11 protein-coding genes are annotated in these 23,097 nt (G+C 50.2%); 10 read left to right on the forward strand and 1 reads right to left on the reverse strand.

What is annotated here, in order from left to right:
- Positions 1-25: 25 nt before the first annotated feature.
- The 5 genes from QWI17_RS08580 to QWI17_RS08600 all read left to right on the forward strand — a co-directional run bounded on the left by QWI17_RS08580 (position 26) and on the right by QWI17_RS08600 (position 10,046).
- Entirely contained in the window at positions 26-1,075 is a 1,050-nt protein-coding gene (locus QWI17_RS08580; RefSeq protein ID WP_302722109.1) for a hypothetical protein, read from the forward strand.
- 59 nt (positions 1,076-1,134) lie between these two features.
- Entirely contained in the window at positions 1,135-1,746 is a 612-nt protein-coding gene (locus QWI17_RS08585) for a hypothetical protein (RefSeq protein WP_302722110.1), read from the forward strand.
- Positions 1,739-3,139: a hypothetical protein gene (locus tag QWI17_RS08590; protein WP_302722111.1), complete on the forward strand. Its 1,401-nt coding sequence runs from the start codon at positions 1,739-1,741 to the stop codon at positions 3,137-3,139. The genes QWI17_RS08585 and QWI17_RS08590 overlap by 8 nt, the downstream gene beginning before the upstream one ends.
- Positions 3,140-3,498: 359 nt before the next feature.
- Positions 3,499-4,668, forward strand: coding sequence for a helix-turn-helix domain-containing protein (locus QWI17_RS08595; RefSeq protein WP_302722112.1), 1,170 nt, complete (start codon positions 3,499-3,501; stop codon positions 4,666-4,668).
- Positions 4,669-5,027: 359 nt separating this feature from the next.
- Positions 5,028-10,046, forward strand: a complete 5,019-nt coding sequence (locus QWI17_RS08600) for a family 31 carbohydrate-binding protein (protein ID WP_302722113.1) — start codon at positions 5,028-5,030, stop codon at positions 10,044-10,046.
- 423 nt (positions 10,047-10,469) lie between these two features.
- On the opposite strand, the gene QWI17_RS08605 is transcribed toward QWI17_RS08600, so the two are convergent.
- Entirely contained in the window at positions 10,470-12,299 is a 1,830-nt protein-coding gene (locus tag QWI17_RS08605; RefSeq protein ID WP_302722114.1) for a right-handed parallel beta-helix repeat-containing protein, read from the reverse strand.
- A 668-nt stretch (positions 12,300-12,967) separates the two neighbouring features.
- Between QWI17_RS08605 and QWI17_RS08610 the strand changes: the two genes are divergently transcribed.
- The 5 genes from QWI17_RS08610 to QWI17_RS08630 all read left to right on the forward strand — a co-directional run bounded on the left by QWI17_RS08610 (position 12,968) and on the right by QWI17_RS08630 (position 23,058).
- Positions 12,968-14,014: a LacI family DNA-binding transcriptional regulator gene (locus QWI17_RS08610; RefSeq protein ID WP_302722115.1), complete on the forward strand. Its 1,047-nt coding sequence runs from the start codon at positions 12,968-12,970 to the stop codon at positions 14,012-14,014.
- A 190-nt stretch (positions 14,015-14,204) separates the two neighbouring features.
- The gene (locus QWI17_RS08615; protein ID WP_302722116.1) at positions 14,205-17,192 is read left to right on the forward strand and encodes a TonB-dependent receptor; all 2,988 of its coding nucleotides are present in this window, start codon (positions 14,205-14,207) and stop codon (positions 17,190-17,192) included.
- A 100-nt stretch (positions 17,193-17,292) separates the two neighbouring features.
- A complete protein-coding gene (locus tag QWI17_RS08620; protein WP_302722117.1) occupies positions 17,293-18,765 on the forward strand; it encodes a tryptophan halogenase family protein in 1,473 nt (490 codons plus the stop codon).
- Between the two features lie 30 nt (positions 18,766-18,795).
- Positions 18,796-20,343: an FG-GAP repeat domain-containing protein gene (locus QWI17_RS08625; protein ID WP_302722118.1), complete on the forward strand. Its 1,548-nt coding sequence runs from the start codon at positions 18,796-18,798 to the stop codon at positions 20,341-20,343.
- 1,110 nt (positions 20,344-21,453) lie between these two features.
- Positions 21,454-23,058 carry a glycoside hydrolase family 43 protein gene (locus tag QWI17_RS08630; RefSeq protein WP_302722119.1) on the forward strand — a complete coding sequence of 535 codons (1,605 nt, stop codon included), beginning with the start codon at positions 21,454-21,456 and terminating at the stop codon, positions 23,056-23,058.
- Positions 23,059-23,097: the final 39 nt, after the last annotated feature.

A 23,097-nucleotide genomic window follows, 5' to 3' on the forward strand; every position in this document is an offset into this window, starting at 1 on the left:
CCAAATCTCTACCAAGGAGAGTATTATGCGATACCTAAGTCGAATACTAATTGCCCCTGTTGCGGGTACAACACTATTGCTATTGAGTCATATGGGGTTTTCCCAATCGTGTCCGGCAAGCCATCCTTTTCAATGCGGGGGAGCCTGTTATGTAGACGCGGCCCAAGCACAAGCAGGTGGGTGTAGTGAATCATCGACATCGAGTAGTAGCGGTCAATCATCGAGCAATTCTTCGGACAATAGCAATAATGCCGGTAACAATCTTACGTGTGCAAGCGATGAAAACCCTTCGCATGTTGTTTCGGGCCGTCGCCAGCAATTCACCCAGCCATGGTGTGATACCGTTTGTGTCACTTATGTGGGTAATGGCACCGGTTGCTTAAATGCCGCTGGTACTTTTGTCAGCAATGCCAGTATCTGCAGCGATCCGGCCAATGCTCGCGAGGCTATCATTGATATTGAGTACAACCTGGGTATCGAGATTGACGATCAGTTTCAGGCAATGTCTGGTTATCAGGGCGCGCCGCCCTCTATTAATCCTACCATGACAGTGGCCGATGCAGAGACTTATTTTAGCGCTCTTATTGGCGAGCAGAAAGGCGTAGAGCTAGTGAGTCTGCTGAATACTAATGGTGACAATATAGTTACCCGTAACGAGGCCAGCCAGGCGAAAGGTTCTGATCCGCGCCAACTATTAAACACAGGATTTGGTTGCGGCTTGTCGACCGATGACATAATGGCCTACGTGGGGCTGTATGTCGGAGATGGAGCGATTGACAAATACGCTGGCGATTTGGATGATTCAGTCAAAGCCGCCATGCTTGAGTTTACACGCAGTTGGCAGCCAGGCGTAGACGCGCAGGCTTGCGAGTATCGCGGTGGCTGTAATGGCAATAACCCGGTAAGTTCGAGCTCAAGCAGTGTATCGTCGTCCAGCTCAAGCTCGGTCTCCAGCGCAAGTTCGAGCTCCCCGGGTAACCCTAACTGCCCAGCTTCACATCCACTGTGGTCGCAAAGCTGCGCACAGTGCTTTACCGATGCTGCTCAAGCGGCATCGGCAGGTTGTTCTCAATAGTAAGTAGGGCCTCTGCGACAGTTTCTCCAGCTGTCGCAGGGATTAATCGACGCTACGTTATGAATTTAAAACCATCTCTAACTTTATTTTCCATGTTTATTGTGCTGGGGTTCTCATGGTTGGTGTTTAATACATTGTTGAAAGTGACGCCCCCTAAGCAGCAAGAGATTTCTATTTCTCTCACTCCCATGGCTGAGGATTCCGTTTCCTCTGCTATTTCAAAGAGTCTTATACCAACGCCTGCAGTGGATGACGTTCTATCTTCACTTGTGACAAAGCCAGTTAAATCTTTACCCCAAAACGCGAGCACCTCTATATCTTCAGAGGAGTTTGTCGAACGCAAAAGACGAGCAATTTGGCAGGACCATCACGGAAACTTCCGCTCGGAAGTTTATATTGAAGACCGCTCGCAATGGCAGCAAATTATCTCTGATGGCCCTCTATTTTATCCCAATCAGGGGCAGCTGTTGGAATCTTTGCAAGGCTGCTCAGCCGCTGGATATTATGTCGACGGGCAAACGACTGTTGCTCTGATTGATAGGCATGGGGATATAGTTCGTGTTTTCTATTATCTTTGCTCCGTTGTTGAAACAACAGGTGACTACATCTTTCTGGAAGTGCAGGCAGTTGATCATTTAATGGAGAGCGTGGAGGTTAATTACCTTGAGTGATAATGCAAGAAACCGTGTCTCTTTGTTTACGATAAGCATCTTTTTTGTTCTGGTCGGTAGCCCGGTTGGCGCACTGACGTCTGATGATTTCGAGCAGCGGTTATTCCACTCAGGAGGCGTGGCCGGTAATTTTCGGCTTTGCCCCAAGAGTGCTTTCGATACTATCGTCCCTCTGAGCGATTCATCTGCTGGCGAGTCTATTACTGATATGACCATCGCTGGTGTTAACCGTTACATTCAAGAAAACAATGTTCGCTCTATTGATGAGTTGTTGACCCGGTTGCCTGTGCATTACCGTACTAATTTTTCGTTGGTCGAGCATACCCGTGCAACAGGACAGTCAAGTCTGGAGCGGCCCAGAATTATTCTATTTGGCTCAGACGGAATGTTGCTGATGAATATCGGTACGAAGCCCGATGACCCAACCTATCACAAGTTGGACATTGCGCAACTTCATAAAGAGACGGGGGCTTGGGAGTTCTCGGTGTTTGATTTTACTCAGCAAGAGCCTGTTCTTACTCGTAACGCCGAAAGTTGCAGAGAATGTCATGGTGGTAAGAATTCACGGCCAGTATGGGGGACAAACCTAGATTGGCCAGGGGTTTTTGGAGACAATATCGCCGAAGGTCCACAAGGTGAGGCGCTCGATGACCGCCATGCACGCGCTATGAACTCTATTATGGCTGGCGAAGGGGCCTCTGGCCGGTTCTCTTTTCTGCTCTGGCGCGATGAGCTTCTACAGCGCGGAGGAAAAAGACAAATTGCACACCATGATTTTGGCGCAGAGCTTCTGCTTTCCAATATCGCTATGGGCAGTGCCACTGCCCGAGGGGCGTTTACCCGCTTAAAGAACCATCACAAATACGATACAGCGAAAAGCGCGCTGATATTGGCCTATTACTTAAGAAAAGGGAATGCATTTCTCTCGCATAACGAGCAAAAAAAGGCCGATAAATTCGCTCGTGAACTGGGCGCCAATGAATTTACCTTAGATGCTTTGCTAGAGGGGTTGGGTGTCGATCCTCATGAAGCGTTTTCACTGGCAACCCTGCACAGTCTTGAGCCGCCCCATACGAATTGGAGCCTGGGGCGGGCTGATCTTTATGATTTGTTAATGTTGCAGGTGTTTAATGACCTTCGCAATGAAAATGAAAATGTGGATCGACTGCTGAGTAATCGGCGTTCCGAGCTGGGAGTGCTGGACTGCCCGACGACCGCCCACACGATTGCGGACGTGATTGATTTTAAGATGGTACATTTATTTTATCTTACAGGTTATCAACGCTATCAAGTGAACCGTGTGTTTTATCCTCTCGACCTTGAAGACATATACGATCGTGTATTCTTGCCTGTGTCTGCAGCCATGATCGCTTTGAGCAAAAGAGCGTTATAGCTGTATAACCCCTTGAAAATTCGATCTGTTTACGGGTGCCGCTAAGGAAGAATGATGAGACCGATGGATTACTTCCTAGTGTATAAGCCACAGTAACGCAGATATTGATTCAACATGTGCTTTGAGGCTCGACTTGTGTGTTTGCACTTAGTCTCTGACGACATGGGGGGGGCAGTCGGGGTGCGGCAGATTCAGGCACAAACTGTCAAAGTGGGACGATTTTCGATGATTCACCAATAGCGGTTGTTAACGTTAACTTTCTAGATTACTATAAAATTCGATAGTTGAAGCTAGAGCAGAGCACGGAACTCAACAATAACGATAATTTTCCTGAGGTGATATCGACTACAGGTACCGTGATGCAACAATTTTACGTTTGGTTCAATAAAGCTCAATTTAATGCCTATGACCTGATTTTGATCATGTTGATGGTTCAATGCGCGGTATTTGGTTTCTTGATGCTGATCCGGCCCCCGCGCCCACTAAGCCAGCGACTTTTGTCTGTCTTTCTAATGTCGTTAGCTGTAGGCCAATTGGTCTTTCTTTTGACGTATAACCCCGTTTTGTTTAGCACCTTTCATCCTTTGTGGGGTGATCGAGGGTATGCACTCTGGGCATTGGTTTATAGCACTCACGGTCCTATGCTGTATCACTATACGCGCGCTTTGACCTCAGAGTCTTACTCCTGGCGTTGGGCTTTTCTGTGGCCGCTCGCACCCGGCTTCGCAGTTATTGTGCTGGAACCCCTCGGCTGGCACTCGCTGGTAGAGCTGATGTTTTGGCGTGAGTTTGTTCTCGTGTGCGTTCTGGGGTTTGTTATTTCCGTTGGGTTTGCAATCGCCACTCTTTTTCATATCGAGCGTTATTCCGAACATCTCAAGAATCACTTCTGTACAGTTGAGCTTATGGAGTATGGCTGGCTAAGGCTTATGGTGTGGGGATTTTTACTGGTCTGGGTGTTGGAGGTTTTACCACCGTTTTTCTACGCTTGGGCACCCTGGCCACTAATGGAAACGGTGGTCCATTTGCCGGGCGTACTGGAGTTGGCCTTAATCTATTTTATTGTGTTCGCGGGATTGTTTTACGCGCGTGCCACCCGCCAGATTCCTGTGACTGAGGAGGAAAAAGTGACAAGGCGTGATGACGCCTCTCAAGAGGAAAGTCAATCACATCAGTCCTATATAGCCAAGCGGATGACGGAGGAAAAATTGTATTGTCGGCCACGTCTGAATATTGAACGCTTGGCTGAAGAGCTGTCTTTGTCTCCGCGCCAATTATCTCAGATTATCAATCGTGAGCTCGGTAAAAACTTTTTCGAATTTATCAACGACTATCGTTTGGAAGAAGTTAAGCAGCGGTTAAGAAGTGTGGAGTGGGCCGATTCTTCGATACAGGAGATCTATGAGTCAGTAGGTTTTCGTTCACGATCTTCTTTTTTTACATTGTTTAGAAAATACGTGGGTATGACACCGAGTCAGTACCGCGATGCAATTTTGCCTCAAGAGCCAGAACCGGAAAGTGGCACATAACTCATTATCATGCTGAGTTCATATTTATTTTCCTAAAGTCGAACGATCATTTTATAAGCTCGTAAACATCGAAATTAGCAATATGTAACGTTACCGTTACCGGCAGATAAATGGTAACAAACTTCACTGACTGCTCTCAGGACGGGCGCTCATATGTTACCCACACTGTGTTCGGGATTGAAACGAACTTCTATTTAGTTGCTCAGACGTTCTGTCGCTTTGCAGTACGTTTTACTCACCCCTCCAATGCCTAACCTAGAACTTGTCCCTATATTTAATCTGCGATTTTATGGTTAACGCTTGGTTATATGCCAGCTGCGTATTCATTAAGACAATAGACAATAAAGGTAGGGTAAACCATGAGTAGCTCTTGGAAAGACTTTCGCCGCCATAGTCTCACGCTGGGTATTGCTCTCAGCGCCTCACAGGCGTTTGCGGTAAGCGGTACGCTTGTTCCGGACGATGGCGTTATGCTGTCGGTGGGGCAAGACATCGAAAGTATCGGTGATTATGTGTCATCGGTAGGCACACAGCCTGCAGGCGTGACCAATTATGTTGGTATCACAAATCTGGACGGTTTGAACAACAGCGCAGACGCTGGCGCCGGGCGCAATAACGTCGCCGAGCTTGCCACCACCTACCCCGATCGCGCATTGGTGGTTGGAGTATCCATGAACGGTGTAATCGATCAGGTTGCAGCCGGCACTTACAACGCTAATATCGATACGCTGTTAAACACCCTAGGTGGTTATAACCGCCCCGTGTACTTGCGTTGGGCCTACGAGGTGGACGGCCCCTGGAACAACCACAACCCCGCCGCGGTTAAATCCACATTCGCTTACGTACACAACCGCATTGAGCAGCTGGGTTATGACGACCGCATCGCGCTTGTATGGCAAACCGCCACCTACTGCCCAGTGCCTATTAACCCTGATGAGTGGTACCCCGGCGATGACGTAGTCGACTGGGTGGGTATCTCGTATTTTGCGCCTCAGGATTGTAACTGGGCTGAAGTGCGCAAGGTGGCAGACTTTGCCGTTGCTCACAATAAGCCACTGTTTATTAATGAATCCACTCCGCAGCGCTATAAAACCGGCGCGTTAACCTATTCCACCGACGCGGCTTTTGGCAATAACCAGGTCAACAAAACCGCCGACCAAGTGTGGAATGAGTGGTATCAGCCGTACTTTGATTTTATTGCGGAATACTCTAGCGGCAGTAAAGATGTTCTGCGCGCGATCACTTATATCAACGCTAACTGGGACGCCCAGCCACGCTGGAACCCTAACGACGGCGTCTATGGCCCAGAGGGTTACTGGGGCGATAGCCGGGTTCAGGCCAACAGCACTATTTTAAACCGTTGGGAAAACACTACCGGCGGCACCGATTTTATTCGAGCTGGGGCCAATCTGTTCAGCAAGCTCAATTTTGGTGATCAGGGTTCGGTTGATCGGCAAAACCCTAGCGTCAACTTAGTGGCGCAAAATTCAGAAGTGGTGGCCGGCGAGAGCTTTACAGTTGACGTAAGCGCCAGCGATGCCGATGGTTCGGTAACCAGCGTCAGCTTGTATGTTACCGCGCCCAACAGCAGTGAGGTGCTGGTCGGGACCTCGCAAGGTGCGACGGCTACCTTTACCGTCAATACGTCAGTGGCAGGTAGTTACACCTTGCGCGCAGTCGCCACCGATAACGATGGCCGCACTGACGACGCGATAAGCAATAAAAATGTGGTGACTGAAGACGGTGGCGAGCCCAACCCAGCGCCGAATGCTGAGTTTGGTATTCGCTATATCGACGACACTACCTTACAAGTATTCCATCAGGATAACCCCGACTGGGAAGGTGGTTTCGCTTACTTATGCTTAGACGCTTACTGTTTGTCAGCGACCCGAGAAAATGGTTTATTTACCCGAAACTTTAGCGGGACGTTAGATCAAAGCTACGCTATTGAGTTTAAGGTTCAGGACAACGAAACCGGGCAGTACATGGTTCAGGATCAGGCGATCTTTACCAAAGGCAGTACCAATCCTGTGGACGACCCCAATGCCGCACCCGCGGTGTCCGCCAGCACGAATGCAGGCGTGGTGATCGAGGGCGGTGTTATTTCGGTGGCGGTGAGCGCCGATGACAGTGATGGCAACGTAGAATCTGTAACCTTGTACATGACTGCTCCCGGCGGTAGCGAGACATTGGTAGATCAGGTTTCTGGTAATATTCACACCTTTGACGTCGCCGTTAATACGGCAGGCAACTACCAGTTCCGTGCCGTGGCTGTGGACGATCAAGGCGCCACAGCAGAGGCCACCACCAGCAAAACCGTGGTGCAAGATAACAGCAGTAGTGGCGACCCCACCAGCCTGACACTGGAGGCCGAAGCCGCCACCGTGTTTGGCGGCGCGCGCTTATACCCGGATACAGCGGCCAGTGGTGGCGAGGGTGTGGCTTACATCAGCAGCAATGGCGCAGGCTTTCGCATTGAGAGCGCACCGCAGGCCGATACCGTCAGCATTACCTACGCCTCAGAAGTATCAGGGCGTATCACGTTGCGGGTAAACGGTAGCGATACGGCTGTGCCTTTTGCCAGCACCGGCTCTTGGGTTGGTAGCTATAACACCGTTGATGTAGACGTTCAGGTGCCTGAAGGCGCCAGTGTAGAAGTGCGCTACGAAAATGGCGATGCGGCTATGAATGTTGATTTGCTGGACTTTACTCTGCAAGGTGGCAGTACAGACCCTGTCGAGAATCAGGCACCTTCGGTCACCTTAAGCCAACCGGCCGCTGCAACCCTAGGGGACACAGTTAACCTGACGGCAAGTGCTTCAGACAGCGACGGTAATGTGGTCAGTGTTTCCCTTTACGCGACAGCTCCGGGTATGTCTGAGACCTTGGTGAGCACAAAAAACAATGCACCCTACGGTTTTAGCGTTACCGCCGATCAAGTGGGTACGTGGCAATTTCGTGTCGAGGCCACGGATAACGACGGCGCTGTGGAGTCTGATACCGTGCAGGTTCAGGTGAGCGATCAACCAGCCCCACAAGGCACAGTGGGTATCACCTCACCGGCCAATGGTGCGAGCTTTAGCGAGGGTGAGAGCGTTACACTGGGCTTTGCGGTAAACAACTGGCCGCTGGCGCAAAACGATGGTCATGTGCATTACTTTGTTAATGGTGAAGATCAGGGGCCGCTATACAGCAGCGCCGACGTGGTTATAGATGGGTTGGCTGTGGGCACACATACCCTCGCGGTTGAACTGGCCGAAGCCGATCATACCCTGACCGGTGTGCGCGATGAGGTGAGTGTACAAGTGGCGGCCGCTGATGATGGCAATCCCGGAGATGACGGCGGCAACGGCGATGAGCCGTTTGGCGTTAGCGGCAGCACCCTGTGGTTTGCCGTGCAGCCAGGTTGGCCCGACTCCGGCACTTACTATTTGTGTCGTGATCTGGAAGCCGACTGTTACACCGCGAGCCAAAACGGCGATCGTTACGAGCACACCTTCGCAAATTTGCCTGGCGGTAGCTTTACCGCACAGTTAAAGGTGCCTGGCATGGGCGCTGATCAATTCCCCCGTTATGACTACACTACCAATGGCGCCGACGGCGGCAATGATGGCGGTAACGACGGCGGCAACGGTGATCCGGGTGATAATATCGACCCAGACTCACCCTTTGCCCACCTCGACTGGACAAGCAATTCACTCACTGACGGTGAAGTGGGACCTCCACCGCGGGCAAACCCCGTGTATGCGCTGGCCACACCTGAAAATGGCCATGCACCTACCAGCCACGGCTTTGCCTTTGATGTGGACGGGAACCAGTTAACATGGCGCTGGGGGCCTTACATTATCAAGGGAGCCGGTGATTCGGGGCTTGAGATGCACTGCTCGGACGATGGCGACTTAACCTTTAAGAAAGTAGCGGTAAGCGGTGGTACAGCGACCATCCCCTGTAGTGGTGATTACAATTACTTCTTCCGCTATTTGCATCCTCAGGCGCTAAACAATAATCCGGCTACGCAGTGGATTTGGACAGGTTTGTTTACCACCGAAGGTGCGCGGGTTAACCCCCATAACTACGAGCCGTTTGTGGATGGCTCCTCCAACTGGATGCGTTTCCGTCACCCGATTACCCAAGACGGAACCACCGCAGCCGTACTGGATGCGCACCACAATAATGATCGTCTGCGTAACCTTGACCGTTACACCATCTGGACCGAAGACAGCCCTGGTGATGTGCACTTAGGTTTTGGTATCAACGGCAGCATTTTGCGTAACGAATCGATGCGCAACACCGCCGGTGGGCCAAACGGCCAGCAGTTTTTTGCCCTGACTCAAAACCCCGGTTTTGACTCGGCTTACAGCTACGGTCAGGTGATCAGCTTTGAAGTAACCGCTATTGCCGGTAACACCGGTGCACAAACCTACAACGACTTCTCCCACTATGTAGTGGGCTGTGGTTGGTGTGGTAAGTACGGTGATCCGCGATTAAACCCAGCCGGTAAAGCCGGTACCAGCCAGGTGTTCTCTGACTCGGGTGGTTACATCGATCTGGAGCACAACGCGATCTTCACTCAGCCCATGGTGACCTTGCACAAAGAAGACATGGTGGATGATTTTATCCTGGGGCATCACCTGTTCCACGGTGTGGATCCCAACAAGTTAGGCTCCAGTGAGTTTAACGATCCGGATGTACAAATTGGTCGTGACACCTGTGGTAACTGTCACTTCCGTGATGGTCGTGGTACCGAGCCTGTCAACGTGCCAGGTAAAGGTATGCGCTTGCCGCCACCGGTATACGGCGTAAAACTGCTCGAAGCCATTGAAGGCCGCGAAGCTGGTTTTGCCTGGGATGGCTCGGCACCTACTGTGGCCGATCAGGTTAAATCGGCACTGAGGGTGGATCATGGTGTGGAGCCTGACGAGATGCCACCTCGTTTGCTGGAGCTGTTAACCACCTATGTTGAGGTGTTAACCGTACCGGCGCGCGACCCGGGCACTTACAGTGATCCGGCGGTGAGCCAGGGTGAAGTCGCGTTTGATAATATCGGTTGTGCCAGCTGTCACACGCCGAAGCAAAAGACTCGCGCCGATGCGCCGACGCACCTGCGTAACCTGGCCATTCGTCCCTATACCGACATGAAACTTTGGGATCTGGGCGAAGGTGAGTTCCGCACAGCGCCGCTGTGGGGTATTGGTCAGAACATTCACTTGTTAGAGCGCAATGGCCACGAGATGCTGTATATGCACGACGGTGCGTCTGGCAGCGTAGCCGATGCTATTAGCCGTCACGGCGGTGATGCAGCAGACTCGCGCGCGGCTTACAACAGCCTCAGTGCAAGTGAGCAGCAGGCCGTACAGGCATTTGTAGAAACTCTGTAAAACCCGAGCTGCCCCGATAGGGGAGCGTCCAAAGAGCCGGCGATCTCGCCGGCTCTTTGCTATTGTAGCAATAGGATTTACGCTTCTAAGAAAACGTTTGAGTTAGTGTTATTTCAGACTGTTGTAACATTCGTAGTGGTGGTGATTCTCAGGGCTTATCGGGGTTTACCTCAGTGTGACACTTCAACAATTAATGTTTGTCGACTGTGAGCCGGTCGCAGTAATAAAACTGGCCTCGCCTTTATTTTTCAGGTGCTAGTTAATTGGGCAAGATCTGCAGCCTTGCATTAAGAGTGGCTTTGTTGATGTTTGTGGAATCGGTACCGGGACGCAGGTTATTCGGGTGTACGAAAACGAAGTGACTTGATCTGCGGCAATTGGAGGGCCCACAATCGTGAGCCCTTTTTTTGTGCAAACCTAGGGTTAGCGTGCAGAGGAGTTTTCGATAAACGCTTTGGCTTTCTGATATCGCTCGCTCAAAGGTAGTAGCGGGTAGCTATGGCGGCCAGGTGTTAAGTGAACAAATGGGCCGGGGGCGTAGTAATCGGTTGGACGAGGACTTCCAGCGAACCCTTCCGGTACAGAGGGGGTAATAGTTAACGACAGGTTAATCATATCCGCTTTTACCGGTGTTACATTGAGCCCCTCTGCGCTCTGCGGAAGAGTCAGCTGCAAGCTCAGGCCCGTTTCGTCCTCGTGAAGCGCCCACTCGACTTCGCCCGAGAGCGTTGTTGCGTCAGCTTCTTGCGGTAGCGGTTTCGCACCGGCAAGGTAGGCGTTGTGACGATAGTGAAAATCGGTCGCTTCTATCTCTGGATCCAGCCCTTTGCCAATAAACAGATTGTTTAACCAATAGCTGTCCGCTAGGGTGGGGCGGCCCTGCCAGTCTTGATTTCCCCAAGCGTGCTCGATATCCAAAAACAAATTGTGCAGCATTACATCCCCGCGAGATGAGTAGGCCGAGACCTGCCCCCCGACAATGACGTTGTTGGCGAAAACGTTAGGGTAGCCGTCCCAATTGGCTTCAAATAGAATCGATGAGGCCTCTGCGCCGATAATTACGTTGCTCTCGATGCGCCAATCTTTGTTTTTAAAGTCGTTCCAGATGCCGTGGGCTGCTCCGCGCTCGGGGTCCAAGGTATAGATATTACGGATCAGGTTGTTTTTGATTACCAGGTTCGATGTATTATGGTGTTTTATCCCGGCTGTTTCCCAGCCCCCGAACTCTTCGCGGTAGTTTATGTCCTCTATATGGTTGCCCGCTATCAGCGAGTGTTTATTCCAGGTTTCGCCGGCAATGCCGCCCTGGCCGCAGCGAAGTAACACATTATCTATGACTTGATGATAACCGCTGTTCGCTTTGTCCGCCGCGCCGTTAGGGTTGCCAATAGAAATACATACTGCCTTGCTGTAGAGCACTGTGTTGTTCTTGATCACCCAATGACTGCCGCCATTGGGGCCAATGGCACCGGGCTGGAAAACCGTGGGGGGCGCCCAGTGCGTGGCGATATTTTCAAAGGAAAACCCTTCAACGGTAATATGACTTAGACCCGGCTTACTGGGGAAGAAAGCAAAGGGGCGACTGGTAACCTCTACCGAAGCCTGGCTGGGATCCAGGTCGGCTAAGTTGGCCCATAAAATGGTGTTGCCGTTGTCTTCGCGCACGAACCAGCTCATAGGATGGTCGGCTAGATCTTCCAAGGTTTCGCGCTCGGTTAACCCTTTACCGTCCGCGATAATATCGCCGCGATGTGTCCAGCGGCCGTATTTTAACCAGCCCCAGCCGTCACCTTCTTCATCGGCCTCGACATATTCCGGATGGCGAGTGAGTTGAGAGAAGGGGTTGAAATCGCCAAAAAAATCGGGATCGAGTGAGACTCGGTAAAGGCCGTTGTTCTGTCTTTGCCAGCCGCTAACTCGCTCAGATCCGAGAATGCGAACTTGGCCATCGCTGGCGGCTTTGTAAACAATGGGGCCTTGCTCGACGTTGCCGCCGCGGGGTGGGTTGACCCATTCTCTATAGGTTCCAGCATGCACCAGCACAGTATCTCCTGGTTGCGCTTTTTGCGCCGCGGCATTAATGGAATTTAGAGGTGCGTTGGCGGTACCGCTGGCACCATTCGAGCCTTGGGGCGAGACATGGTAGGTGCGTGGGGTTGGCTGGGGACCGACTTGGCAGCTGGAAAGAAAAAGTGGAAGGGCGAGAGCCGTGATGAATAGATAAATACGAGTGCTAATAGGTCGTTTTGTCACAATCAATCCTGCCTTAATTCGTATCGGGTTGTGGTTAAAATAATGGAGTGAATATTGATGCCACAGTATGCCACTCAGCAATATCGATAGTTTTGTATATAGAGGGTAAGTGGGATCTTTTGGGGTTCGTTATTACGACAGGTAGAGTTCGATTTTTGTTATCGTGACGCGGAGTGCCGCTGTAGGGCTCGCAGGCTGTTGAAAAACCCCATGCATGCTCAGCGTTGCCTGAAGCGTGCAGATGTCTTGTCTCGACGGACAGGGTGGCTCCCTTTGCTAGAGGCAAGGCGCGGCAGGTGTGCGCTTCAGGTCACGCCCTGTGGGGCTTTCAGGCTGGCCCGCACTCGTCGTTACCCTTTTTCGATGTGTGGACACACACGGTCAAAAGGCCGCCTAGATTATGAGCCAGCCTGAGTACGCTTGGGGTTTTTCAACAGCCTGCTAAGACTGAGTACCTATTGTTACAACGAAAGAACATATAGACATCAACATGCTGGACAACTAAGTGATTCGCTCGTGTTTTTGGTGGCGTTTTATTCGTCATCATCGAATACCATAGTTATGGTCTTGCATGGTAAATTGTTCGCGTTTGTGATACTAAGAAACCCGCTCGAGATCTGCTTGGAGCGCGGAACTTGGCTTGTTGCAGCAGACAATGTGGATATTAGATGAATAAAAAGCAACGCTCTGGTAAATCGACCAGGGTCACTATGAAAGATGTCGCCGAGCGAGCGGGCGTCTCTTTGATGACAGTTTCAAGAGTCCTAAATAACGATCGGGTGGCGATAGCGACCCACGACAAGGTGATGGAATCCGTTCGCGCTTTGAATTATCGTCTCGATGCCTCGGCTCGCAGCTTATCGAGTGCTCAGTCTTATTTAATGGGCTTTTTTTACGATAACTCTTTAGGGGGTTACATCAGCCAGTACCTAATTGGCGTGCTCCAGCGTTGTAACGAGTTGGGCTATCATCTAGTGATAGAGTCCTGTTCTTACGGCGAGAGTGATGTGGACTCCATAGTTGAAGGCTTGACCGGGCGTTACATGCTTGATGGTGTGATCCTCCCTCCGCCCCTTTGCGAATACGCTCCTCTTCTGGATGCACTTGATAAGGCGGGGGTTCGTTATGTACGGGTAGGTCCGGGTTTGGAGTTGGAGCGCTCATCGTATGTCTCCATTGATGATTACCGGGCCACCTTCGAGATGACTGAACGCTTAATTGCCCAAGGGCATAGGGCGATAGGGTTTATTAAAGGTGATATACATCAGGGAGTTGCGGTCACTCGTTTCGAAGGGTTTCGGGATGCGATGGACAAGCATGAGCTGCCCGTAGATGCAGCGCTGGTCGCGGAAGGCAGCTTCTCTTTCGCTAGTGGCATGGAGGCTTGCGAGCAAATACTGGGAGCCGGTAAACCCGTAAGCGCCATATTCGCCAGTAATGACGATATGGCCAGCGCGGTAATCGCCACTGCTCATCGCCGTGGTATTCGGGTGCCGGAAGAGTTGGCAGTGGCTGGTTTTGATGATACCAATATCGCCACCTCAATCTACCCTCAGCTTACGACAGTGCGTCAACCTATCGAAGAATTGTCCGGCCAATCGGTTAATCTGTTGATTGAGGTGATCAGGGCCGACAGTCTTCTAGACATTAAGCTGCAGAAAAAAGAGATTTTGGCCCACTCCATTATCGAGCGAGATTCAACGCTCATCAGCTGAATACCAATCGCCTGACCTGATCCTCGCCACTAAATACAAGACCGCAAATTGATTGATTAACGCGCAGGAAAAAATCCTGTTGACGGCCTGATAACGTTTTTGTTAACGTTAACGATAACGAGCACTCAATGTAGTGCAGTTGCGTTAACTAGAGCCCATCGTTAAGCAGACAACCTGGAGTAAAAAAATAATGAGTCAACTAACATTAAAAAAACGTCTTTTATCGTCATCCATTGCTTTGGTAATGGGGGGCGCGGCCGCAAATACTGTAGCGCAAAGCGCGGAAGCCGATATCGGCATGTTGGAGGAAGTAATCGTCACCGGTATCCGTGCCTCTCTGGACCGGGCTATGGATATCAAGCGCGACTCCCAAGGGGTGGTCGATGCCATTTCCGCGGAGGATATAGGTGATTTTCCTGATACTAACTTAGCAGAGTCACTGCAGCGTGTGACTGGCGTGTCCATCGATCGTCAAAATAACGAAGGTTCCCGTGTGACCGTGCGTGGTTTTGGCCCTGATTACAACATGATTACCCTCAATGGGCGCCAAATGCCTACGGCTAATCTAGGCGAAACTTCTACCAACAACTCCCGTTCTTTTGATTTTTCGCAGCTGGCGGCTGAAAGCGTCAGTGGCGTGGAGATTTATAAAACGGGTAAGGCAACTTTAACCACTGGTGGTATCGGTTCGACTATTAATATCCAAACCACCCGCCCGCTGGAAAACGCCGGGGTGAATGCGAGTTTTGGGGTAAAGGCCGTGGCCGACAGCACCAACCGTATTGGCGATGATGTAACCCCCGAGATTTCCGGTATTTACAGCAACACCTTTGCTGATGACACCATTGGTGTAGCAGTATCGGCGAGCTATCAACAACGCGACTCAGCACAGCTTTCTGGGAACGTATCATCCGGTTGGAACAGCTTGCGTGTGGCTGAGGGTGACCCGCTGATCGATGCCTACCCTGTAGCGGCGGGTGATTTAATGTCTACCCCGCAAAACTACATGTATCGCATTGATGATTACTCTCGCGAACGTACTAATGCCCAGGCGACTTTACAGTGGCAGCCTGTTGACAGTATTACCGCTACCGCCGATTACACTTATACTGAGCAGTCTGTAGACCGGGAGCGCCAAGAGCTTTCGGCATGGTTTGGCGGTGGTTTTAGCTCGCAAGGCGACAGCGATGTGTATGCTGGCAGCGATGTGGTAACTCCTTCTTACCTGGTGGCTACCGATTGCTGCGATGTGGGTTTCGGTGTTGGCAGCTGGGGAACCGATAGCCGCATGGACTCTTTAGGTATTAACCTTGAGTGGCAAGCGACGGATAACCTTACGTTGGCGTTGGATGCTCACTCCTCTGAAGCTGAAGCCAAACCCCAAGATTACCGCGGTAGTGACAACATTGTGACCGCTGCGGCCTTTATCCGGACTAGAACTACCGTAGATTTCCGTCAGGACCTACCGCTAATGAGTGTAGAACTGGATGATGGGGCGTTGACGGCAGACGATATTATATCTACTGGTACCAGCCATCGTAACTCTTACCAGAAAACCGAAATCGATCAGGTCAAACTAGACGGCACCTATGAGTTCGACGAGTCCGTCGTTAAAAGCATAGACTTTGGCTTGGCAGCCACTAAAATTGAAAACCGTACCGCGTTTAGCCTAAACCAAGGCGGTAACTGGGGTGGCGTGGGTTACACCAATATTGGTGGTGACTGGAACTCCGCTGCCGGTGATGGTGATAACAATTATGATGACGCAGCTTTCGAGTTTGCAAGCTTGTCTGGTGAGTTTGGAGAGCTTTCATCTGGTGGTGTTCATGGTCAATATGTCGACGTAAACTACGATCAGTTTTCTGGAGATCTTGCACGTTTCTATGAGCAATACCCTGACGGCCAAGGTGCTGGCGGAAATGTTTTTACTCACTGTGACCCGGGCAGTTTGTGCATCAACCCTGAATACGCCGTAGACAACCGTATGAAAGAAGAGCAATCTTCTGCCTATGTTCAGGTGAGCTTAGGGTGGGATACCGCTGGAATGGCAACCGATTTGGCTATCGGTTTGCGCTACGAAGAAACTGAAGTGACGTCTAACTCTCTTCTGCCGAATTACTTCAATGGTCAATGGAAAACAGCTAACGAACTATTGCTGGAAGCCGATGGTGGAATTTTCCGTGAGGGGACAGGCTCCTACGATAACTTGCTGCCCAATATTGATTTTGCCCTTCATCCCATAGACGATGTTGTAGTGCGGGCCTCGTTTAGCCAGACTATCGCGCGCCCTAACTACGGCAATTTGCAAGGTACAGCGATTCCGGATAGCCCTCAGGCGCGTACGTTCGATAACAGTACAGCGGGCTCTGGTAATCCGGACCTGGATCCGTTTGAGTCCACCAACTTCGATTTCTCTGGTGAATGGTATTACGGCGAAGGCAGCTACGTTTCTTTGGGCTACTACCAAAAAGATGTAGAGAATTTTATCGGTACCAGTATTGAAAACGAAGTGCTGTTTCCCTCGGTAGTTAATCCCGCAACTGGTGTGCACTATGATGAAGCTGCTGCACAGGCTTCTGTTGATAATTTTGGTCAGGATGTTCGCGATTATTATGTGGCTCAGGGCTGGATTGACGGAACCAGTGGTGAAATTTTGGGTGATCGCAGTAGCTACGATCCGTTGATGTATACCATCCGTGTTCCGGTAAACGAAAAAGAAGCATCTATTGACGGCTTTGAATTTGCCTTGCAACATATGTTTGGCGAGTCTGGATTTGGGGGCATAGTTAACTTCACCACTGTCGATGGCGATATTGGCTACGATAATGATGTGATTAATGAAAACCAATTTGCATTATTGGGTTTGAGTGATTCGGCCAATGTGGTTGCGTTTTATGATAACTATGGCCTTCAGGCCCGAATTGCTTATAACTGGCGCGATGAGTTCTTAAGTGGTACGGCTCAAGGCAATGGTCAGCAAGAACCAGTGTATACCGAAGCCTATGGTCAGGTAGATATTTCTGTCAGCTACGACTTTACAGACAACCTGTCGGTCGTTTTTGAAGGGCTGAATGTAACTGAAGAAGATATTCGTGTTCACGGTCGTACTGACAATATGCTGGTATTCTACGGTGAGCAGGGCGCGCGTTACGCGTTAGGTGCTCGCTACTCGTTCTAGTCGTGTTATTTACTAACGTTCTTTGTTAGTTTTGTAAGCCGCTATCGTGTATACGATAGCGGCTGTTTTTGTTATACGAGAACAATAAAAGAGGTCGGGTATGAGTCAGAGAATTCGCGAATTAACCATTGTTGGCGGCGGTACTGCAGGGTGGATGGCCGCGGCGGCTTTAAGTAAAGTTTTCAATAGGTTAAAAGTCACACTCGTTGAGTCCGACTCAATCGGTACGGTGGGTGTGGGTGAGGCGACCATTCCTACACTGCTATTTTTCAATCAATTACTCGGCATAGACGAGCGCGAATTTATTCGGGAAACTCAGGCAACATTTAAGCTGGGCATCCAGTTTGAAGGGTGGCGCTCAGAGGAGCATCAGTATTTCCATGGTTTTGGTGCTACCGGTAAGAATTACTGGGCCGCAGGTTTTCATAATTTTTGGCGGCGTGGTATGGATGAGGGTATTGCAGAGCCGTTCGGCCGCTATTGCCGTGAAGTTCAGGCCGCCCAGGCGGACAAATTTTTTATAGGTTCCAAAAGTGGGCTGAACTACGCCTACCATCTGGATGCAACCAAGTACGGCCGGTATTTGCGCAAAATAGCCGAACGCAATGGAGCGACGCGAATAGAGGGGAAGGTTGCCCGTGTCGTGCAATGTGAAACAACTGGCAACATTACCTCGGTAGATCTGGATAACGGCAAAAGCGTGGAAGGCGATTTATTTATCGATTGCACGGGCTTTGCTGCATTGTTAATTGAACAAACATTGCAAACGGGCTATGACGACTGGAGTCATCTATTACCCTGTGACAGAGCCATTGCTTTGCAAACTGAGTTGACCGCTGAACCTAAACCCTATACTCGTGCGGTGGCTCACAAGGCCGGGTGGCGTTGGGAGATTCCGCTGCAGCATCGTCGCGGAAATGGCATTGTCTACTCCAGTGAGCATTTAGGCGACGATGAAGCTTTCGAGATATTAAGCCAATCTGTTGTCGGTAAAGCGAAATCGGAGCCCAATAAAATTCGCTTTGTGACTGGCAAGCGTAAGCTGCAGTGGAATAAAAACTGTATCGCACTGGGGCTCGCGGGTGGGTTTTTAGAACCGTTAGAGTCCACTAGTATTCATTTAATTCAACAGAATATATTAAAGTTGATTAAGCTGTTTCCCGCTAGTCTTGATTGCGCGATTGACCGTGAGGAATTTAATCGCCGGGCCGATGCCGAGTATCGCCAGGTGTTGGACTTTATTGTGCTGCACTACTGTTTGACGGAGCGACAAGACTCACCATTCTGGCAGCACTGCGGCAATATGAAAGTGCCGGACTCTTTGGCGCGCCGTATGACACAATTTAAAGAGACTGGAAGATTTTTTCTTGAAGATGGTGAGCTGTTTGTGGACTCTTGGTTTCAGGTCATGATCGGACAGGGGTTAATTCCAAAGACTTATCACTCAGTTGTTGATGAAATGCCGAAGAGTGAGCTTGCCACGATGCTGGGGCAGCTGTCTCACAACATTCAGGCTCAAGTTTCACAACTACCTACTCACGCTGAGTTTTTAAAACGCTATCTATCAGTATAATGGTCTTTTGAGCGTAAATTGGAGGGGATTTTGCTAATTTGGCGAGTAGTGGTGCTACTTACGGTATGGTTGTTAAGTGCTGCGCAGGCAACGGCCGCCGAACAGCAAAAAATAAAGCCTGAACAAATAGTGGCGCTTGTTCAGCAGTATTGTGGCGCCTGTCACACCACGCCTTCGTCTCAATTGTTGCCTAAAGCCAGTTGGCCTGTGGTTATCGACTCTATGGCTGAATTGTCCGCGCAGCGCTTTGGTAAACCGTTTATTCCCGATTCTGCACTTCATCATATTAAAGCCTTGTATTACGGCAGCGCTCCCAAAGCCTTGCCGGTACTGCCTTATATTGATAAGCCCCACTCACAGGTTCAATTTGCCAGACATTCACTATCGGCGCCGACTCAGGTGCCGCAAATTATGTCGGTCACAAAGGTGACGCAAAGCGCGCACGGCTTTGAGTTTTTATTGGCCGATGCCGAAACTGGTCAGTTGAAAAAGTTATGGGGTGAAGTGGGGCAATTGGAGCAGTGGCAGGAGCAAAGTATAGCCGAGATTGGGCTGCCGGTGGCCGTGGATACACTTGATGTTAACGGCGACAATTTGCTTGATTATATTGTCGCTGATTTAGGGGAGTTGCCTCCCAACGGAAATCCCTCGGGCAAGGTGTATGTGTTACTCAACAACGGCAAGGGCGGCTTTGAGAAAAAGCTGTTGGTAGAGAAACTGGGGCGGGTGAGTGATGTAAATGCACTGGACTTGGATCAGGATGGCGATACGGACATTGCTATTGCGGTATTTGGGGGGCAGGGCAAAGGCGAGGTGTTGTGGTTGGAGAAAACCTCAACAGGCTATCAGCCTCACACTTTACTTACTATGAGTGGCGCGCTAAATATTGAGGATACGGATTTAAATAAGGATGGTATTGTCGATTTGGTTACACTGGTGGCACAGGAGCATGAAACTCTGATTGCATTTGTCGGAGTTGGAGATGGACAGTTCGAGCGTCATGACCTGGTTAGCGCTGGTCATCCCATGTTTGGGGCTACCAGTTTGACAGTGGTAGATCTTGATAGCGATGGTGATGATGATTTACTTTTTACCAATGGCGATGCTTTTGACACGCAAACCGACCCTAAGCCATATCACGGCGTACAATGGCTCGAAAACAGAGGCAAGCTGAAATTTACCGCTCGTGATGTTGGGCGTTACTACGGTGCAGTCAACGCTAAAGCCGCCGATATGGACGGTGACGGGGATCTGGATATCGTTGCCAGTAGTTGGGTTAATTATTGGGACGATCCGAAACGTAATGCACTTGTTTGGTATGAAAATAAGGGGGATCAGCAATTTCACCCGTATCCGATCAGCCAGCAGTTGCGAGGTCTGGTGCCGTTGGTGATCGAGGACTTTACCGGCGATGGTAGGGCGGATATCCTCACGGGCTCCTTTAGGATGGACTTGTTGCACCAGGTCCTGAAGCGCGAAGGCGATACTTTGAGTTTTGAGATTAACCGCTCTGACGAAGCACCGCGCAGTGATCGATTAATGATGTTTATATCGCAACCTATTAAAAACTCCGAATAGCTTTTTGGTGAGCAAGAATTAACTCGCTGTTTGTTTCGGGGGCGTAATTTTTTATCGCTATGTAATAATATAGGGCAATCTTGGATAAAGTTTGTTTATCTCAATTAGAGCAACGTATGAACTTTGAATAGGCGATATTCTTGCGTCTATCCTTGGTCCTGAGATAGCTCTCGTATCAAATATTAAATAAATTTATTGAAATCGTATTCGAACGTTTCAGGTGAGACAGTCAGGAGATATTAATAGCCAGGCGCGTAAATTTTGAAACAGAGCGAACATGGTTTGATCAACGAAGTACAAGCGAATAGTGTTCTAATGCTGAACGACGAAATGTATAAAGTTATAAAACGTTTTTACTACACAGGGGAGTGCATCATCGCATAGCGTAGTGTTAGAGTCCGCCTTGCCAGTGCCGCCTGTGATGCGAGCAAGAGTTGCAACTGTCATCATTCTCAGCAGGGCAAGGTGAAACCGTTACCGCTGAATGGTTGCGGCACAACCAATTTGGAAAACCCTATTCCCCTGCCCATCCATGCCATCAGCCAGTTACGACGCAAAATTTAGTGTTGGTCTCAGTCTAACAATCTTCTCGGTATCAAGTCGCAAAGGTAAAAAGACTGGCTGGCTTGTTTAGCGAGCGGAATTTGACAGCGAGAGCTTAAACAATGTGTTTCAGTTGGGGGTGTTTTGAGTGGATTTACAGTCCGAAGAGGTTTCCGCCGAATATCAGTAAAAAACTTTTATTGACTTGGTTAGGTGCAAATGTTAACGTTAACGGTAACGGATCTAGTCATTCGCTTTGGTTTGGAGGAAGTGAATTTGGATTGAGGCTTTTCCTAGATTGGTTTCCGTTTAGCATGCTCTCTTATGTGCATTTTAGCTGCCTTCGGGCAGCTTTTTTTCGCTACGGACGTTGTAAACAAAGCAATAAACCTGAATGCAAGTCTCGGTGACTGGTGGGCTAAAAAACGACTGTACGGTTGTATAAGTTTATGTCGCCCGCGACGCCAAGCCAGTCGCATTCACTTAGCAGACATTAGAAATCAGAGGCCCTTGAGAAGAGCCCTGTGTATTAGACACTAATAAGCAAAATAAGGCAGATGTTACGCCATGAGCCCCAAACACATTAAAAATCCTATCCTTCCGGGGTTCAACCCCGATCCATCCATCGTACGCGTCGGAGATGATTTCTATATTGCTACCTCCACTTTCGAGTGGTACCCAGGCGTGCAGGTCCATCACTCCCGTGATCTAAAGCACTGGCGGCTGGTGAGCCGTCCACTTAACCGGGCGGCGCTTCTGGATATGACCGGCGAGCCGGATTCTTGTGGTGTCTGGGCGCCTTGTCTGACTTGGGCTGATGGGGTTTTCTGGCTGGTCTACACCGACGTCAAGCGCTTTGACGGAAATTTTAAAGATACGCATAACTATCTCACCACCTGTGAGAGTATTGATGGCGAGTGGAGCGATCCTATTTATTTAAACAGTAGTGGTTTTGATCCATCACTATTTCATGACGATGATGGTCGCAAATGGTTGACTAATATGGTTTGGGACCATAGAGCTGACAGGACGTTTTTTGGCGGTATTATGCTGCAAGAGTACGATACTTCCTCTGGAAAACTTGTCGGTTCACCGCAGAATATATTCAAAGGATCCGAGCTTGGTTTTACGGAAGGGCCCCACATATACAAGCGCGATGGATATTATTATCTTTTGACTGCCGAAGGTGGTACGGGCTATAACCACGCGATGACTTTGGCTCGCTCGCGCTCATTAAGTGGTCCTTACGAGTTGGATCCTAACGGCCATTTTATTACCGCTAAAGATAATCCCGATCTTCCTCTGCAGCGCTGTGGTCATGGCTCGGTGGTGGATACCCCCGATGGGCGTGACCATTATGCTGTGCACTTATGCTCGCGCCCGTTCTCCCCTCAAGACCGGCATAGTCCTATGGGGAGAGAAACGGCCATTCAGCGCGTCCACTGGGACGAGCAAGGGTGGCTGCGCCTAGATAATGAGGAAGGGGTGCCAGAGACCTCGGTGCAAGCGCCGGACCTGCCGGAGCAACCCTGGCCAATACCGGCGACTGATTTTGACTTTGAACAGAGCGAGCTGCCATCGGCATTTCAATGGTTGAGAACACCGCGCCACGAGCGTTTGTTCAGCTTTACGGATCGTTCAGGTTACCTTCGTTTGTTTGGGCGCGAGTCTCTAGGCAGCCATTACGAGTCCTCTCTTGTTGCTCTGCGCCAGGACAGTCTGAACTGTGAAGCCAGCACCATAGTGGAGTTTGAGCCCGAGAGTTTTCAGCAAATGGCTGGTCTTGTGTGCTACTACAATTCACAGAAGTTTCATTACCTATACATCTCTCATGATGAAGAAAAAGGCAAGCAGCTGGCTATTATGTCCTGTCACGCTGAGCAGGGCTTGGAAGCCAGCTTTCCGGTCGAGCCCATTGCGCTGAAGCCCGGTTGCCAAGTGCACCTGAAAGCGGTTGTGCGTCGAGCGGAGCTGACGTTCTCTTATCGTTATGACGATAGAGAGTGGATTGAGCTGCCGGTAGCGCTGGATTATCGCTACCTCTCCTGCGAGGCGGGGAAAGGGGAGGGAGCCAGCTTTACCGGGACGTTTATCGGAATGGCTTGTCAGGATTTGACCGGCACGGCCCGAGCGGCGGACTTTGGCCATTTCTCGTACCGTAGAGAGTCTTAAGCGTGATAAAAAATGTCGGGTGTTACGCATAGATGTAAG

Source organism: Gilvimarinus gilvus (assembly GCF_030518155.1).
Taxonomy (GTDB): domain Bacteria; phylum Pseudomonadota; class Gammaproteobacteria; order Pseudomonadales; family Cellvibrionaceae; genus Gilvimarinus; species Gilvimarinus gilvus.

Bases quoted from the DNA above. Each gene is read 5' to 3' on its own strand.
- QWI17_RS08580 (WP_302722109.1), top strand. From the start codon at position 26: ATGCGATACCTAAGTCGAATACTAATTGCCCCTGTTGCGGGTACAACA.
- QWI17_RS08585 (WP_302722110.1), top strand. From the start codon at position 1,135: ATGAATTTAAAACCATCTCTAACTTTATTTTCCATGTTTATTGTGCTG.
- QWI17_RS08620 (WP_302722117.1), top strand. From the start codon at position 17,293: ATGAGTCAGAGAATTCGCGAATTAACCATTGTTGGCGGCGGTACTGCA.
- QWI17_RS08615 (WP_302722116.1), top strand. From the start codon at position 14,205: ATGAGTCAACTAACATTAAAAAAACGTCTTTTATCGTCATCCATTGCT.
- QWI17_RS08610 (WP_302722115.1), top strand. From the start codon at position 12,968: ATGAATAAAAAGCAACGCTCTGGTAAATCGACCAGGGTCACTATGAAA.
- QWI17_RS08630 (WP_302722119.1), top strand. From the start codon at position 21,454: ATGAGCCCCAAACACATTAAAAATCCTATCCTTCCGGGGTTCAACCCC.
- QWI17_RS08595 (WP_302722112.1), top strand. From the start codon at position 3,499: ATGCAACAATTTTACGTTTGGTTCAATAAAGCTCAATTTAATGCCTAT.
- QWI17_RS08600 (WP_302722113.1), top strand. From the start codon at position 5,028: ATGAGTAGCTCTTGGAAAGACTTTCGCCGCCATAGTCTCACGCTGGGT.